Source organism: Pseudomonas svalbardensis, assembly GCF_030053115.1.
Taxonomy (GTDB): Bacteria; Pseudomonadota; Gammaproteobacteria; order Pseudomonadales; family Pseudomonadaceae; genus Aquipseudomonas; species Aquipseudomonas svalbardensis.
Window position 1 is genome coordinate 3,800,667 of sequence record NZ_CP125619.1, and the last position, 17,340, is coordinate 3,818,006.

At 54.1% G+C, this 17,340-nt stretch carries 14 protein-coding genes and 1 pseudogene; 3 read left to right on the forward strand and 12 right to left on the reverse strand.

The genetic code is table 11. The annotated features are described in order from the left end of the window. Window positions 1-337 precede the first annotated feature (337 nt). Complete coding sequence (locus tag QFX16_RS17470; protein WP_283180680.1) at window positions 338-1,762, forward strand: undecaprenyl-phosphate glucose phosphotransferase; 1,425 nt, start codon at window positions 338-340, stop codon at window positions 1,760-1,762. A 59-nt stretch (window positions 1,763-1,821) separates the two neighbouring features. Here the strand turns inward: QFX16_RS17470 and QFX16_RS29780 are convergent. The 12 genes and pseudogenes from QFX16_RS29780 to QFX16_RS17530 form a co-directional block, all read right to left on the reverse strand. Continuing rightward, a pseudogene (locus tag QFX16_RS29780) lies at window positions 1,822-2,145 on the reverse strand (hypothetical protein); the annotation flags it as partial. 309 nt (window positions 2,146-2,454) lie between these two features. Next, on the reverse strand, window positions 2,455-3,210 hold the full coding sequence (locus tag QFX16_RS17480; RefSeq protein ID WP_283180681.1) for a WecB/TagA/CpsF family glycosyltransferase: 756 nt from the start codon (window positions 3,208-3,210) through the stop codon (window positions 2,455-2,457). Further along, window positions 3,210-4,397, reverse strand: a complete 1,188-nt coding sequence (locus tag QFX16_RS17485; RefSeq protein ID WP_283180682.1) for a glycosyltransferase family 2 protein — start codon at window positions 4,395-4,397, stop codon at window positions 3,210-3,212. Before QFX16_RS17485 ends, QFX16_RS17480 begins: the two co-directional genes overlap by 1 nt. After that, complete coding sequence (locus QFX16_RS17490; protein ID WP_283180683.1) at window positions 4,394-5,596, reverse strand: glycosyltransferase; 1,203 nt, start codon at window positions 5,594-5,596, stop codon at window positions 4,394-4,396. The genes QFX16_RS17485 and QFX16_RS17490 overlap by 4 nt, the downstream gene beginning before the upstream one ends. Window positions 5,597-5,671: 75 nt before the next feature. Further along, window positions 5,672-6,607 (reverse strand): DUF535 family protein, encoded by a 936-nt coding sequence (locus tag QFX16_RS17495; RefSeq protein WP_283180684.1) that lies wholly within the window; start codon window positions 6,605-6,607, stop codon window positions 5,672-5,674. A 7-nt stretch (window positions 6,608-6,614) separates the two neighbouring features. Then, a complete protein-coding gene (locus QFX16_RS17500; protein WP_283180685.1) occupies window positions 6,615-7,592 on the reverse strand; it encodes a glycosyltransferase family 2 protein in 978 nt (325 codons plus the stop codon). A 43-nt stretch (window positions 7,593-7,635) separates the two neighbouring features. Then, entirely contained in the window at window positions 7,636-8,160 is a 525-nt protein-coding gene (locus QFX16_RS17505; protein ID WP_283180686.1) for a serine O-acetyltransferase, read from the reverse strand. A gap of 8 nt (window positions 8,161-8,168) precedes the next feature. Beyond that, window positions 8,169-9,125, reverse strand: a complete 957-nt coding sequence (locus tag QFX16_RS17510; RefSeq protein ID WP_283180687.1) for a glycosyltransferase family 2 protein — start codon at window positions 9,123-9,125, stop codon at window positions 8,169-8,171. Then, entirely contained in the window at window positions 9,118-9,735 is a 618-nt protein-coding gene (locus QFX16_RS17515) for an acyltransferase (protein ID WP_283180688.1), read from the reverse strand. The genes QFX16_RS17510 and QFX16_RS17515 overlap by 8 nt, the downstream gene beginning before the upstream one ends. Before the next feature lie 133 nt (window positions 9,736-9,868). Beyond that, window positions 9,869-11,338, reverse strand: a complete 1,470-nt coding sequence (locus QFX16_RS17520; protein WP_283180689.1) for an FAD-dependent oxidoreductase — start codon at window positions 11,336-11,338, stop codon at window positions 9,869-9,871. Continuing rightward, window positions 11,335-11,529 carry a hypothetical protein gene (locus tag QFX16_RS17525; protein WP_283180690.1) on the reverse strand — a complete coding sequence of 65 codons (195 nt, stop codon included), beginning with the start codon at window positions 11,527-11,529 and terminating at the stop codon, window positions 11,335-11,337. The genes QFX16_RS17520 and QFX16_RS17525 overlap by 4 nt, the downstream gene beginning before the upstream one ends. A gap of 140 nt (window positions 11,530-11,669) precedes the next feature. Continuing rightward, window positions 11,670-13,046: an oligosaccharide flippase family protein gene (locus QFX16_RS17530; protein WP_283180691.1), complete on the reverse strand. Its 1,377-nt coding sequence runs from the start codon at window positions 13,044-13,046 to the stop codon at window positions 11,670-11,672. A gap of 95 nt (window positions 13,047-13,141) precedes the next feature. On the opposite strand from QFX16_RS17530, the gene QFX16_RS17535 reads away from it, so the two are divergent. Both QFX16_RS17535 and QFX16_RS17540 read left to right on the forward strand, forming a co-directional pair. Beyond that, window positions 13,142-14,665, forward strand: a complete 1,524-nt coding sequence (locus QFX16_RS17535) for an O-antigen ligase family protein (RefSeq protein ID WP_283180692.1) — start codon at window positions 13,142-13,144, stop codon at window positions 14,663-14,665. Window positions 14,666-14,670: 5 nt separating this feature from the next. Further along, entirely contained in the window at window positions 14,671-17,289 is a 2,619-nt protein-coding gene (locus QFX16_RS17540; RefSeq protein WP_283180693.1) for a cellulase family glycosylhydrolase, read from the forward strand. The last annotated feature ends 51 nt before the right edge of the window (window positions 17,290-17,340 follow it).

A 17,340-nucleotide genomic window follows, 5' to 3' on the forward strand; every position in this document is an offset into this window, starting at 1 on the left:
CTGCGCAACCACACTCGCGCCCCATACTCGATTACTGACCAGGCACGACCTTGCCGCAGACACCGCGGACGACCCCGTTGCAGGCCGGTCGGTATCTCGACGGGCATCATTTTTTCAGGCCCGGAGGTTCTACTAAACTACTCAGGACTACGCAGATTCAGTGAATGATTTCACAGTACTGCTAAAGTGAAAGCACGCGTCGCCACATGCTCCCAAAGCCTGTAATTTTCGAAGGTGGGTGGCTAATCACGGTGACGCCAACGCTCTCCAGCGAGGGCAGCATGAACTGAATCGCGTCATCATCGAGCGCGAGGGGCAGCAGACATGAGGTCTAAATATGATATTTGAGCCCAACAGCACCCGTTCCGTTCTCCAGCGAAGAAGCAGTACCAGTATCGTTATTCAGGCTGGTCTCGATTGTGTTGCGGTGACCGGCGTTGCGTGGTTTTTGATCAATTATCATATCGGCTTCATAACGCAGTCCTATGTCATCCTGCTCCTGTTGCTGCTGGGGGCGTTGGCCGTTGTGTACGACCACTATGCTATTTACCGCAGCAATGTTGTTTTTACCGTCAAAGCCTTCAAGCTTTTGAAAGCATGGACTGCAACGTTTGGCTTTCTCGTTGCCATGGCCTTTCTTACCAAGCAAAGCGAACAGTACTCGCGTTTATTGGTCGGGCAGTTATTTGTTATTGGATATTTTGCTCAGTTGCTTTTGCACCTCGCGACACGCGAGATGCAGAAGACGTTTTTGGCCCACTCGACTCAATTGGAAAACTCGCTCATCATTGGCTCGGGCGAACTGGCCAGCTATCTTCACAAGAAGATCAGCAATAATCCCTGGCTCGGTGAGCGCATAGTCGGCTGTGTGTTGATTGGCGCGGACGATGATCGGGGAAAGGAAAGTCTGGAAGGCGCGCAACGCCTGTCGATACTGGGCGATATCTCCGACCTTGATGAGTTAGTTGTTAAACATGCCATTCGTACCGTCTATTTCGTGACCCCACTGGGTGGCTCAGAGGTCATCCAGGATGTTTATTTAAGGCTGTTCGATAAACACATCTCTGTTAACTGGGTGCCTGACATTTTCTCGTTGCGCCTGATCAACCACAGTGTTCGCGAGATTGCCGGCATTCCCGTGCTGACCTTGTCTGAAACTCCGCTGATGGGGATGCGTCTGTTTCTGAAGAACCTTGAAGACAAAGTCCTGGCCTTTCTCATTTTGGTTCTTGCAGCGCCAGTCCTGGTAGCCGTCGCCATTGCCATCAAGCTCGATAGCCCCGGCCCCATATTCTTTCGTCAGCAGCGCATGGGGTGGAGTGGAGAAGCTTTCCGTATCTGGAAGTTCAGAAGCATGGTCGTCCATCAGCCGGAAGACGGCGTCGTCAAGCAGGCGCAAAAGAATGACCCGCGCATGACCAGAGTTGGGGCCTTTATTCGGCGAACCAGCCTCGATGAACTACCGCAGTTGTTCAACGTTTTGATGGGGGAAATGTCTCTGGTGGGGCCTCGCCCGCACGCTATTCAACACGATGTGCAGTACTCGCCCGATGTCTCTGGCTACTTTGCGCGTCACAACATTAAGCCGGGCATCACAGGCCTGGCTCAGGTACGTGGCTATCGTGGTGAAACGAAGGATATAGATCAGATGATCCGGCGTGTTGACTCGGACATTGAATACATTAACAACTGGTCGCTATGGCTCGATTTCGTCATTCTTGTACGAACGGTGTTTGCCTTCTCCGGCAAGCATGCCTATTAGCCAGTCCTGAGTGCCTGGACGATCTCAAGGCCATCCATATGTGGTTATACGGGCAAAAGCCCAAAACCCATTTCGCGATATCGATTAGCGACTTCCTCGTCACCCGGACCGTCCAGCAACCCAAGATGAAGTGTCAAACTCTGGCCTTCGACCGCAAACAGAGGCGTCTCCCAAAGAAATTGCGCTGCGTCCACCTTGGGCAGTCGAACAAACAAATAGCCGTGATTGCCCAGCGTATCAACATCACCGCCACGTCTTCTCTTCCACTCAAGAAGTCCATCGTCCGGGCGTGCCAGGCAAGTGCCGATATCATAATAGTCAAAACCATTTTCTATCGGCCATTCAAGCGCCATGAACGTGGTAATCGAGTTGATTTCACTTATCCAACTTCAACTGACTATCAACCGCTTGAGATTCAGCACCCAGTAGAACCTTTACAAATTCCCGCTGTGTTTTCCTGCCCACATAGAGAATGTCGTGGAGGCTATCTTCCCGCAGTCTGAACCTGACAATTTCCCCGCGCCAAAAACAGGCTCGCCCAAGTATATCCCGCAGCCAGGCAGCAGCTTTCCTTAGCTCAAAACACATCGAAGGAGCCGGGAGATATAAACTTACGCATCAACTCTGCTATGTATTCTTTCATTTGGTTATTAGCACAACTCAAGGAAGGGGTATTTGAGTTTACAAACCATCTATTTTGAACACGTCACCTTTCCTTTGTCCCTGTAGATCAATGTGCGCAACAAGAACATTGGATTACCCACCACATAACGTCTGAATAATCGCTTTGGCTCACCTATCAGCCTGAACACCCACTCACAACCGAGTCGACGCACCCATTGCGGAGCACGCGTCACCTTGCCACCGAGAAAATCCAGGATCGCCCCTCCGCACACGACCAGACAGGGCACGCCGCTGACGGCTAACCTGGCAGCAACGGCTTCTTGCTTGGGCATGCCCATACCCAACACAACCAGTTCCGGCTGAAACTGTCGGGCAAGGTTTATGTAAGCATCCACTGGCGCGAAACCATGGTGAGCAGAAACTACATTGACCGCAAATAGCGCTTCGCCACGCTGCACCGCATTGGCTAGAAAGGGTTCTTCTGTGCCCCAGAAAGCCACGCGCCGGCCCTTGAATGCTGCCAGTAATTTGGGGATGAAATCGGTGCCATTCATATTTAGCCCTGGCTCCAAGCCGAGTCGACGAAACAGGATGGCCATGCCGGAGCCATCCCGTAACAACACGTCCGCAGCCAGCAGCGCGTTAAAGTAGTCGGTATTGGCTGCCACCAGATTCATGGCATGGGCATTGGCGAACCCGAGCACTGTCGTCACGTCAGGTCTGGATAACGCATCAATCAAGGCTTGCTCGTCATCAACATCGCTGACCACCCTGAGTTTCTGGGTAATCGTTTGCCAGCTGTGCTGCCAGGATAAAGCACGCATTAGCTGTCATCTCGCTTCGAACGCACCCATTCAACCTGGCGCTTAAGCAAAAATCCGAGATACAGAGGAATTTTCTTCAGCGCGTAGAACGGCGCATACAACAAGGCTGAAAAAGAAATAATCCCGCGACCAAATTGGCTCCATGCCAGCAAAATAGTGACACCCAATATTGCCACCCCGGAAGAAGCCATCAATGCTGGCGCCCAAGCTCCGGACAGCATAAATACCAACCATGACAGACCAAATACAGCCCCCAAGGCCAACGTCAACAAGGCCAACGGAGGGACCAGCAAATCCAGCGTCATCGCCAGCAGACTCCAGTTACGCTGGCCAATCGACTCCACCAGCAACTTTGGCGTATCCCCAAGGATTACCCCTAGATGTCCATGTTCCCAGCGCGTACGCTGGGTAGTTAAGCCTTCATCGCTGCGCGGAAAATAACTGGTCACCAGTGCATCGGGGCAGAACAAAGGCGGCTTGCCGCTTCGGCATAAATCCAGGCCCATCTTCAAATCTTCAACGATGTGGCCACTGGCCAAATTGATCAACGTCAGGTCCCGCCAGACGACAGCCATTCCCGTGCCCATTAGCTGACAGGGCAAACCAAGCCGGGTCCAACCCTGCGGCCGTACCCGATTCTTCACGCACCAGGCAAACTCGGCAAGCCGCACTTTCAGCCCGGAACCTGCTGGAGCACGCATTAAATTAAGTGCTTGCGCTGGCCGCCCTGAGTCGATGCAACAGATTGCCAAACGCTCAATAGAACCCTCGGCCACCTGGCAATCCGCATCGATAACAATCATGACGTCCGGCGCATCGCTCGCCAAATGACGCACCCCACAGTCCAGCGCATAACCCTTGCCCCGCTGCTGATCATTGCTGCGCTCCACCACCTCGGCACCCGCCATGCGGGCCAGCGCCGCCGTGTCGTCAGAACAGTTATCCGCCACCACCAATAGGCGATCACCCAAAAGCAACTGCGGCCGAATGCTGTTTAACGTCGCGACGATGATCGAGGATTCATTGTGTGCCGGTATCAACACCGCCACCCGCGGTCGCGATCCTTGCGCCGACACGCGCGACCGTGCAGGCAGACAGGCCATCAGCACCTGCACAAACAGCACCAACACCGGCAGGAGGATGAGTATCATCAGTGAGCTGAACAGCCAACCAAGTAATGTGATCATGCTTGCGCCCTAAATAAATTAGCCAACTTGGCCGCTTCGATATCGATGTCGTGTCGCTCCAACACTCTCTGATAAGCCGCCTCGCCCATCCGCTGCAACACCTCGACAGGTTGCGCGAGGCAGTCCGCCAGTGCCGCCGCCAACTCATCCACCGCTCCAGCGGGAAACAACCAACCGTTCTCACCCTGTCGCACTAACTCGGGAATGCCCGCCACATAGCTCGTCAGTACGGGTCGGCGTAACGCCATGGCTTCCATGATGACCACCGGCAACCCCTCGGCGAAGCTCGGCAACACCAAGGCCCGCGCCGCAAGAATCTCCGCCCGCACCTGATCGCTGCTGATCCAGCCGGTAATTCGCACCCGCGCCTGCAAGCCATGCCGTGTAATAAGGGTTTCGATTTCCGCGCGCATTTCTCCATCGCCGGCCAGTACTATCTCGAACTCCACGTCTTGTGCTGCCAGAATGCGGGCGGCCTCAAGCAACAAAAGCTGACCCTTCTGCTCACACAAACGACCTACACAAACCAACCGCGGCGTGGCTGGCACGGCAACGGCCGGGACGTCGTGAAACGCGCGCTCCAGGCCACAATGCACCACCTTTACCCTTGCCCAGTGTGCATGAGCCACCCAGCGAAACAGCTGACTGCGCCCATAAGAACTGATAGCAGCGACAAAGGCAGCGCGCCGAACTTTCTCGCCCAAGTGAATAAACTGCGGTTTGTCGAACTCTTCCGGCCCGTGCACGGTAAAACTGTACGCCGGCCCACCGAGTACATTGGCCAGCATCACCACCTCGGTTGAGTTGGTGCCGAAATGCGCATGCACATGCTCGGCCCCAAACGCCTGCAACCAGGTCAGCACGCGACACGCCTCGGACAAATAAATCAAATGGTATGGCCAAGGGCGATCGGCACGCTGGCCCATGCGTAGCGCCAGCCACAGCGCCGAAAAAAAACGTCGCGGCTGGGCGCGCAACACCTGAAGCACAGGCACTAACAGCTCTTTGACTCCGCCCTGCAGCACATACTGGGTTTTATCGCGTTCGGCCACGTCCTCGGCATCCACCAATTCGGCATCCCAGCCACGCAGGGCAATGCGCTGCACCACAAAACCCTGTCGCTCTAACGCCAAAATCTCGCGACGAATGAAGCTATGGCTGACTTTAGGGTATTGATTAATGAAATAAGCGATACGCATAGGAACCAGACTTAGTTGTCGTTGCGGTGGATTATTACTGCAAGTAATCCCACAGTAGTACAGGTATCAGGAACGTCAACTAGCCACACGGCTGCAGCTATAACTACCTATCAACACGCTGTCTATCTTTTTAAAGGTGTCGTCCAGCAGCTCATAGCGCCTGCGATACATGGCACGTTTTTTTGAAGCAATACTGTCGAGCGGTTTCCTGGACAGCATCATGGGAATCTCAAAAAAATCTTCGTGCTCCGATGGAGTCGCTCCATGCTCTAACCAGATCACATCATAATTTGCCGCCAGTTCCAGAGCTTTGTGAGCGCCAAAATACGGATGACGATGGTGGCGATACCCATCCCCTACCGCATAAATTTTTTCAACACCAATATTGATGGCAATGTATTTAATAACTTCGATCAGAAAGCTTCTTGGCCGAAGGCCTTCAAAGTCTTTTGTCAGGTCCCTATAGATACTCAACGACAGTTCACTCTCGACGCCTTTATGTATCCCTTGAACGGCGCCGATAAAAATACATAACTCTGTGTCCGTGCGACACAAGGTGAAGGCTATTGATGCAATGCGCAGGTCACCCTGAAACAAGTTCAGTACCAGCTCGCCTTCACGCATAAACCATATCGGACGATCCAGCACCAGGGAACAGCCAGCCGCAAACTCCGACAAATCACTCAGCATCAAACTGTCACTTCGCCCCAACAGCAATAGCTGCGGACAGCTTTTGGTAACCACTTCGTAATGCGAGGCCAACACACTAAGTTTATTCTTGGGGCTCCAGCTGCTACTGATGTATGGCCAATGAACAACGCCTACACAATCCCCGCCTAACTTCTCAACACCGGACTTACCCAGAGCGCTCGACATACGCCCGCAAAACAACTTTAGCTCGGACCAGTTTTTTGCGACTAAAACCAACATTTTAAATTTATTATTCAATGCCCTTAAGGAATACCCTGCGTGTAAAAAAAACAAGCTCTTTAATATCACCCAATTGTTCATATAAGTCTCACTTGTATTCGATCAACGCCGTCTTGCCGGCGCCGAATCTGTTCAGTAGAAACTTGACTTGCCCGAGCATCTCGGGAAATTTCCCCAGCACGAGAAAGAAAGCCCGCAGCCAGTTTTCGCGCCTGGATCTATCGCCCCCGCGGGCGAGGCGCACGACCTGTAATGGATAGACCAGCAGCAGAAACAGCCCAAACCATCCCAACACCAAACTCGCGATAACAGTCGCCAGCGGGACACCCAAACCCCAGAACCAGGCACGGCGCGACTCACGCAACCAATGTTGCTCCGGTGCGGCCCCATGCAAAAATGCGCCCTCGGCAAAGGCATATCCACCGCGCAGGGTACGCTGCCACCATTGGCCGAACCGGGTCATGGTTGCATCGTGCAAGGTCATTTCCTCGCCCAGACGCCAGACCTTCCAACCATTCCCACGCAGACGCACGCACAATTCAGGCTCTTCCCCGGCAATAAGGCCCGGTCGAAACCCGGACGCTTCGGCGAAGGCGTCAGCCCGCATCAGCGCATCGCCACCACATGCCCTGGCCTCACCTACCGGCGTATCCCATTCGAAATCACACAGTAAGTTGTAAACCGAGTGCTGCGGAAAACGTTCACGGCGCCGTCCACAGACCACCGCGACGTCAGGATGTGTATCAAGAAAGGCCTGCGCCCGGGGCAGCCAACCGTCGACAACCTCACAATCACCGTCGACGAACTGCACAAAACGCATCGTCGGCAATAAGCGTTGCATGCAGGCAAATCCTTCATTGCGCGCACGTGCAGCCGTAAAGGGAATCGTCATGTCCAACTCGACCACCTCGACCCCAAGCCTCAGTGCTATCTGCACTGAACCGTCCGTTGATCCAGAGTCGACATAAACAACCTTTTCCACCGAACCGACGAGAGAAATCAGACAACGCTCAAGCCTTAGGCCTTCGTTGCGACCGATAACAACGACACCAATCCCCATAGCCATGGCGGTCACTCAGCGACGCAATTGAAGTAATCCATCGGGTGGTTCATGAGAACTCCCTCGCTTCTGCGTACTGCCTTTTCTTGATTGTCGCAGGCACGCCCACTGCCACCGAGTCGTCCGGTACATCGGTCAGCACCACGGCATTGGCACCAATCACGACATTGTTACCAATGCGGATATTGCCCAGCACTTTGGCCCCTGCACCGATATCAACATTGTTACCCATCACCGGCGCAATCGGCTCATTCACATTCTTTAGCCCCACGACGACGCCATTGCGAATACGGCAATCATCGCCGAACTGCGCATAGCCACTGATCACGATTCCGCCGAAATGATCGATGACGAAGTTGCGCCCGACCACCACCTCACACGGCAGCTCGATACCCGTGACGATCTGCACCAGTTTGAAGAGCACTTTGTATACAAAGGAGAGCAGCTTGCGTAACGGCGCCGGGCGAACACCGTAGCGCCAGCGCCCAAAGCGATAAACCACCATCACCCAAAACCCCTGAGCCCCCCAATCTCCGGCGTATGCACGCAAGTCCGCACGTATGTTTTCGAACATAAATGGCTCTACCGTGTTGGTTGGCTAGCGAATTTGGTATCACGCAGCAACGCCCAGGTCACACGAGTGTGCTGCCAACACGTCCCTAAAGCGGCCCGACCGCGGCCTTTCAATAGCGCCTTGAGCGCCAAAATCAAATCACCCAGACTCACCAGTAGCATATGTGAGGCCAAACCAGGCAGACCGTGGTGCTTGCGGAAGTACAAAAGCTCACTTTCGATTTGTAACGTGGGTAGCTGGCGACTAGCCGCATTGAGTGTGTCAACAGACTTGGCACTTTCACCGCCGATATGCACCACCGTGGTATGCGGATAATAAACCACCTTCCAGCCTGCCTGTTTAACGCGTTTGCAGTGATCTATCTCTTCGAAGTAAAGAAAGTAGCGAGGATCGAACAAGCCAACCTGGTCGATGACTTCACGGCGAATCAGGTAATAGCACCCGGGCACCCAATCGCACTCACGCACCGAAGCATGATCCCAAGCCATATCATCGACCCTCTTCACCACAGGGAAAAAGCGTTCAAGCCCTGTACGCGAGAGAAAGACATTCAACGGCGTTGGAAAATAGCGACAGGAGGGCTGTAAATCTCCCTCTCGTCCAACCAACCGAACGCCGAGGACACCGCAATCAGGATGAGTCTCCATGTAGTCGAGGGTCTTGCTCAGGGTATCCGCAGCAACGAAGGCATCGGTATTGAGGAGCAACGCATACTTGCCCTGCAGGTGTTCAACCAATTGATTATTGGCACGCCCAAAGCCAACATTATTTTCATTGGCCAGTTGCAATGCCTCTGGACAAATAGTTGCCAGACGCTCCAGCGAATTATCGACAGAGGCATTATCCACTACTAAATAGCGCGTGCGATCCACACTATTTGACTGGCGCAACGCATTAAACATCGGTTGCAACAGAGCCGCCGTATTGTAATTAACTACCAACACATCAAGGGGAGCGCTAACCATTGGGCTGCTCGCCAAAGAAATGTTGCACTCTCATTCTTTTAAGCTTCGGTTCAAGTTCCGGATCGAATTCACCGCTGCGTTGCCTGATGAGGTCAATCCACGGGTAAGCGGCGCAACGTTCTTCAACTTTCGTTAACAGCTCTTCCAGCGTACAAATAACCTTGGCTGGATTACCCCCAACCACCACCCCAGGCGGAACATCTTTCACCACTACTGCACCGGCTGCAACAACTGAATCCGGCCCAATAGTCACACGTGGCATGATGATTGCGCCATAACCGATAAAACAATTATCACGTATATCAATAGGGCCGACAGAGTCAAGTTTTGTTCCAAAGCGTACATCGAGTAAGCCGACTATGCCATCGTGGCCGAACAGTGTGCAATCAGATAAAGCTATATTATTTCCGAGTCGTACTAGCGTAGGGTCAGGTATGTTGCACCCAAGATTGATCCATACGTTTTTACCGACGGAGTGCAGAGATCCCCATCGAGCCAGGTGTTTAGCCCATTCATACCCGTCGGGTTTACAGAATTTTTTATAGAGCGAGGTTCCACGCCCCGTTGTTTTGGCAATATGAGCAATAGTACGCTTTAGTAGACCAATCATCCTGTCAGCCTCAATAATTCAGCGATATACATCTGTGCCAAGGTTAGATACACCCTGATTCTTCATTACCACTACCCTAAGAGCAGACGCTTCCCTAAAATCAAACACTCAAATAATCCACACATGCTACCCCTCAGGAATACCTGCCCACCCCGGGCCCCATCTGATGGTTAAGATAATCTGCCAGCCTTAGAGCAAGTTGCAAAAGAGGCATCGTGGGGTTACAGGCACCGCCTGTAGCGAAAACACTGCTGCCCGCAACGTAAAGATTCTCGATACCAAACACTTTGCAGTTCTCGTCGACCACGCCAAACTCAGGCGAAGTCGCCATCCGCGTGGTCCCCATATGATGAGCATGGGGATTGAGCTTCAGTGGCAAATCAACGTCATACACACATTCCTCCAACTTGACGAAGCCCAGCCCTGTGTCGGCAAAACACTTTGCCACTTCGAGCCCTATGGACTTGACGGTTTCCCTGTCTGCAGGAGTTAGCTCCCAATGAATCTTGACCTTCCTCATCCCTAACGCATCTCGCTCGTCGAGCAATGAAATGCAGCTATTGGGGTTGGGAAACTGCTCGATCAGCGTGCCGAGCACCCCATCTCCAGGGCAATCGAACTTGGCAATAAATTCAACCTTGCGCTCCGCACCCACTTCGCAAACGAGGTTCTCGAAAAAGCTCTTGATGGCAGCCATTCGCCCATAGGATTTCACTTCAGCTACGAGCGTGGCCGTCACATTCCCTTTACCTGACTTGTGCTCCATCACGAATGCATCGGTCGTGAAGTACTCCTTCCGAGCATCTGTACCCTGCCCGTCTTTCAGGATGAAGTTTCCCATTTCCACGTTCAGGTGCTCCATGAAGCATCTACCGACGAAACCATCCTTGCTTACGATACCGCCAGCTGCCAGGGACTCGCTGTTGAGCAGGTGCCTGGCATTCTCGATCGCGCCTGTCGCCAGAATGAATTGTTTTGCCGTGACTCGCTCTCGATGCAACTCGTAGTCCGAGACGATTATCGTTGCTATGCGGCCGGTCTTGCTGTCGAACTCAAGATCGACGCAATTGCAATGGATGAAGACATCCAGTCCCTCGGTCTCATTAAGTTCCTTGGCATATTTTTGTGCAAATCGCGTCGGCGGGCTTAGTAGAAAACGATCAGCGTCAAAGTCGGTGCCGTCCAAAGTCGCATTGATAGCCTTAAATCCGGAGTGCGGCGGAAGATCGACAATATCCATGGCCGCCGACAGATTACGCTCGATCTCGGAAAACGCGATGGGCCAGCCGGGCACGGGCACCGGCGGGCCTACGGTAAAGTCCGACTTTTCGAATGGACGGCATCGCCCGGCCCAGTGATTGGAGGTCCCGCCAAGAAAGCGCAGGCGTGTTTCCTGAGCGTAGACGTCAAGGCCTGACGATGAGACTTTGTAGAGGTTCTGCGAGGCCGACGAATACTCGTGCCCGCCGCCCTCGACAAGCACCACACGCCGACCATTACCGGCTAAACGCAAGGCCAGCGTAATGCCGGCCGGCCCACCACCTATGATGCAGACGTCATAGTGGTCGCGGAGTTCTTTCTGCGATTGGTAGTCTTTGATCATGCTTGTGTTTGCCGAAAATGCTGGGCGGGCAGCACCCATCCGTTGATAACAACAAACTCGGATTTAGCAGCAGAAGGCCGGGCAACGGCTTTGAAAAATCCGAACATGAGCCCTCCAATACTCAACAGAGCAGAGGCCTTGAGGAAGCCTCTGCGCCCCATCACAGAGGTATTCAAATCAGTTTCTCTCATGATTCAAAGCTCCACGACATCGAGATTGCGTTGGAAATTTCAACTACACATCAAGGCCACATTTTTTTGGCAACCGCCATCAACACCTCAATGGCGACGCTGTGCCACAGCTTTGGAAACATCAAGAGAAATAGATCAAATCAAAGCCATCTAGCAAGATCCGTCACTAACTTCCCGAACAAAGCCCCCACCGCCAGCATTGGCAGCACTACCAGTTCACGCTTGAGACTGAACAGCCCCAGACGACAATTGACATAAAAAACCAGGATAAGCGTAGGAAACGTGTACAGGGCAGCGCCCCAAATCGCATATTTGACCCCACCAATCGCCAGTAGCAGAGGCAGCAGCACCCACAACGAGACCACGCGAATAATGTTATCCATGGCCTGGTACTTGGTGAGTCCCAAGGCAATCCAGACCTGATTCGCCAGCATGTAGCGCATTGTGAAAAAAGAGAGTGAAAGAATGGCCATCATGTTGCCAGCCTGAGCGTAACGCTCATCGTACAAGATGCTGATGAGCAGTGGACTGCCGGTCAGGAACAGTCCACAGAGAAACAGGAAGGCAAGATCGATCATCAATTTCAAGCGGTAGTACAAAGCGTGGAGCCTTACGGTGTCATTAGTTCTTGAGGCCTCACTGAAGGCCGGCAAGGCAACGGCACCGGCTATCTTTTGCATCGCAAGCTGAACAGCTCCCAAAATCAGCACGGCAATGGAGTAAACGCCCAGTTCGCTGGTCGTCATGCTGCCGCCGAACCAGATACGATCACCGTACATGGCCAATACGCCCACTGCCGACGACAACAGTATCCAACGGCCGAAGCCGACTAATTCATCGAGCGCAGAACGCTCCCACTGTAGACGGTTAGAAGGGCCCTCAAACCAGAAATGCCCCAGCAGCGTGCTGACCATCGATTGGACCAGACCTGCAATCACCAGCGACCAGATGGACCTGGTGAAGTAACCGATGCCCAGCATGACCAACAGCCCGACGACCTGAGACGCAAACTCGCTGAGTACCACTTTCTTTTGCTGGAAAGCGCGCACTGCCAGGTCGATTTTGGTCGACTGAAAACCAACGATGATTGCCGAGAAACCGGTCACGGCCAACACCAGCGGCAACTCGGGTGCAGCGTAGGTGGAATTGGTCGACCACAGATTGAGGGTCTGTGCATACCAGGCGAGGGCCGCGAGGAGAAGTGTCAAAGCAAAAAGGATAAAGCCACGCACGATCTGCACGGTCCAGATGGTATTGAGAAATACCGGATCGTCGCCACGCGGGCTCTGGATGATGTTCTGGCGCAAGCCGACATCGGAAAGCATGTGCAGAATCAGCGAAACGGTGATGGCGATCATCATGATGCCGAACATCTCCGGCATCAGCAGACGGGCCATTATCAGGTTGCCGCCCAAGCGAAAGGCTTGAGACGTAACCAGCGCCCCCAGATTCCATGCCCCGGCAGAGATCGCTCGCTTACGAAGGCCCAACGATGGCGACAAATCAACTAACGACATAACATCATCCCCGGACTCAACGGCTCAAAAGGAACTATAGTCGCGTTTGGCCATTCCACTAGCCGTCGCTCATCAATCAATAAGTCCAATCATCCATGCCTGAGCACTTCCGAGCGTTAATCGTCATTCTGGTCCTTACTGGCATCGTATTTGCCATGGCACGTCGACCAGCAGCAGACCTGATTCCCGACCGTAATTTCACTCGTCGGCGCAATCTGTGGTTCATATTGACGCTTCTGGCATTTGTGTCGCACAGCTTCTGGGTGTACGCGGGCATTGCCGCGATCGTTTTGACCTTCGCACAAAATCGCGAACGCAATCCCGTGGCGCTATTTTTCCTTCTGCTGTTTCTCATCCCGCCGGCCACGGCGGAGATTCCGGGCTTCGGCCTGATCAACTATTTTTTTGCCCTTAGCCATATTCGTGTGCTGGCACTGTGTGTGTTGCTTCCGGTTTTTTTCGCTCTGCGCAAGCGCGCCGACACGGTCCCTTTCGGGCGCACCTGGCCTGACAAACTGTTAGCCGCCTACCTCCTGCTGACGAGTCTGCTTTTCCTCCGCGAAACCACCGTCACCGACACCTTGCGCCAAATGCTCTACCTGTTCATCGAAGTTTTTTTGCCTTACTACGTTGCCAGCCGGGCGCTGAAGAACCTCAGCGACTTCAAGGACGCTCTGTTCGGTTTTGTACTCGCCGCCATGGTGCTGTCGCTTATAGGTCTCTTCGAATATGCCAAGCACTGGCAGCTGTACAGCGCGGTTGTCTACGCCATGGGCATGCAATGGGATCCCGGCTACTTGAGCCGTGGTGGCTCATTGCGCGCCAGCGCCACTACCGGCCAGGCCATTGCGCTGGGCTTCGTCATCAGCGTGGCCATCGGCTTTTACCTGTACTTGCAGGAGGAGGTACGTAGCAAATTGCAGCGCAGCCTCGGCGCACTGTTGCTCGCCGGTGGTCTGTACGCGCCGCTGTCGCGTGGCCCCTGGATCGGTGCAGCCGTCATGATCGTCGTGTTCATCGGCACTGGCCGTAAAGCGATCAGACGCCTGATGCTGCTGGCCGCCGCCGGGGTGCTCGCCCTTCCCTTGCTGGCCGTCGTGCCGGGCGGGCAAAAAGTGCTCGATCTGCTACCGTTTATCGGCACGGTGGAAGTCGAAAATATCACCTACCGGCAGCGCTTGATTGATAACGCCGTGATCGTTATCCAGCGCAACCCCTGGCTGGGTTCTTTCAATTTCCGCAGCACACCGGAAATGCAGTCCATGATTCAGGGCCAGGGGATCATCGATATCGTGAACACCTATATCGGCATAGCGCTGTCGTTCGGTTTGGTTGGTTTGACGCTTTTCGTGGTTTTTTTCGTCAGTGTTCTGCAGGGCATTCGCAAGGGGATGCGTTCGTTCCCCAACGAAGACGATGAGGCACGCCGACTCGGACGTGCACTTCTGGCGACACTGGCCGGGATCCTGATCACCATCGTTACCGTTAGCAGTATCACGGTGATCCCCGTGGTGTATTGGTCGGTGGCTGGACTGGGCGTGGCCTACGCTCAGATGGCACGCAGGCTCAAGCACACCTCGACGGCCGTCACGGCGAGTGCCCATCTCCAACTCAGGTAGAACCCATGATCCAGTTGTTGCGCCGCCCCCAGATACTGCTCCTGCTGTTGTTTGCTATTTGGCCGTTGCGTACCTGGGCGTCGGACTGGGTCGTCAGTGTGGATGAGCGCAACGGCCTGCCAACGCTGATGCGTGGCGGAAGTCCGGTAGTTGCTACGACATTCTCGTTCTTCGGGCGCAACTGGGAATGGACGTATTTGCACACTGAATTCAAGGTAAACACCCCTTATCGATACTCCCTTGCTGGTAAAAACAAAGCGCTGGATTTCGACTTGACTGCGCAGATTCAGAAGCAAAACGAGCAAAAGCTGATCTGGAACTTTGCCCTGGATGCACACAGCGGGAAGTCTGGCGTTTCAGGTGGTGGCATCGTCTTCGAATTCGACCCCGCTCTTTTCGCTGGAGAAATGGGCGAGCCCACTTTGCTACCCGACAACCGCGGCTGGTCCTGGGGCAATGCACAAGGTCGACGCATCGAAATGCGCTTCGAGCCCGCACTGGCGGGTGTGTACTTTGAACCGGGCAGCAAATCCGAGATCCGCGCTTTTTTCTACAAGGACACAATCAAAACTGGTCGTCAGGATTTCACAGCCACCTTGAGCGTTTCGGGCGATGTAGCGGTCGGCCCGACCACTACCGAGCGCTTCGGGCTGTCGGACCCAAAGAGCTGGCCGACTGACAAGCTCGACAGGAAAACCTCGCCGGTCGACCTGTCCTTTCTCAACGCTCAGGAAAAACCTGCAGGCAAGCGCGGCTTCATCAAAGCCTCCGGCGAGCAATTGCTGTTTGCCGACAACACTGCGGCGCGTTTCTGGGGCACCAACCTTTCGGCCTACACACTGTTTCTCACGCCAGACGATGCAATCAAGCAGCAGGCCAAACGCCTGTCGGCACTGGGCTTCAATCTTGTACGACTGCACCACCATGACTCGCCATGGGTCTTCCCGAACATCTTTGGCGACGGTAGGGTCACGCGCAGCACCCAGCAACTTAGCCCGGAATCGCTGAAAAAAATCGACTGGTGGATCAAGTGCCTGAAAGACGAAGGCATTTATGTGTGGCTCGATCTGCACGTCCAGCGAGTCTTTACTGAAAACGACAACATTTATGGCTTCGATGAATTGCCAAAAGAAGAGCAAAATTTTACCTATCTCAAGGGCTATTCCTATGTGAATCTCACCATTCAGAAAGCCATGAAGCGCTTTACCGAAGCCTACCTGACCCATGTAAACAGCTATACCGGTCTCGCCTACAAAGACGACCCGGCGATTGCCGCCGTACTGATTACCAACGAAAACGACGTCACCAACCACTTTGGCAACGCCCTGTTGCCAGACAAGAATTTGCCGAAGCACAACCGCGTCTACATGGCGGAGGCCGAGGCTTTTGCCAAACAGCACAATCTGTCTGCAAACCAGACCTGGCGCTCCTGGGAGCCAGGCCCCTCCAAGCTGTTCCTTAACGATCTGGAGCGACGTTTCAACGTCGACATGATTCAACACCTGCGTGGAATAGGCGTGAGGGTCCCCATCGCCACGACCAGTAGCTGGGGCCGCAATGGTCTGAACTCCCTGCCGGCCCTTACTGCCGGCGACGTAATCGACGTCCATAGCTACGGGGGCTCGGGACAGATAGAGAAAAACCCGCTCTACAGCGACGGCATAGTGAATTGGATTGCCGCCGGCCAGGTCGCCGGCAAACCCCTGACCGTCACCGAGTGGAACAATGAGCCCTTCCCGACACCAGACCGTCACTCGCTGCCACTCTATATCGCCGGCACCGCCAGACACCAAGGCTGGGATGCACTGATGCAATATGCCTACAGCCAGGAACCACTGGGGGGCGAAGGAATGAGTGCCAACAACTGGCACGCCTATAACGACCCTGCAATGCTGGCCACCCTGCCCGCCGCCGCCTTGCTTTATCGCCGTGCAGACGTTCGCGAAGCAACAACGACCTACGTCTTCGCGCCGACGCCAGGCACCCTGTTCAACCAAATAATTACACCGGCCAACTCTGCTCTACTGCGCACAGCCATGGAGAAAGGCAAGCTGGAAATCGCGATGCCACAGACGCCGGAATTGCCTTGGTTGCAGCGGAGCGTTATCCCAAGCAATGCACAGGAATTTCATGACCCTGACCAGTCGCTACTGGACGCCAATGCCAGCGAGTCCACGACCGACACGGGTGAGCTAAAGCGCAATTGGAAACAAGGTGTCTACACCATCAATACGCCGCGCACCCAGGCCGCTACCGGCTGGATCGGCGGCGAGTCGATCAGCCTTGGCAACATTCAGGTTCAAGTGAAGACCGCCAACGCCAGTGTGGTAGTGCAAAGTCTGGACGACGCACCTTTGGGCCGATCACAGGATTTACTGATTTCGTTAGGCACCCGTGCCATCCCCCAAGACGGCGACAAAATACCTTTTTACGTTGAGCCCCTCGAGGGCACGCTAACCATCCAGGCGCCGCAAGGCTTGACACTGTTTACCCACGGCATTCTGGGGCAAATGAAGAAGCTGCCCGCGACCTACCTTGATGGGCGCTATACAATCAAGTTCGACAGCTTGCAGGCGTCGAATTGGTTGTTTTTGAAAAAAGGCGTCACGCAAGCACAACCTTAGACGACGCGCAGCCGACCTCAACCTGATGGAACAACGCCTTGCGGTGTTGTT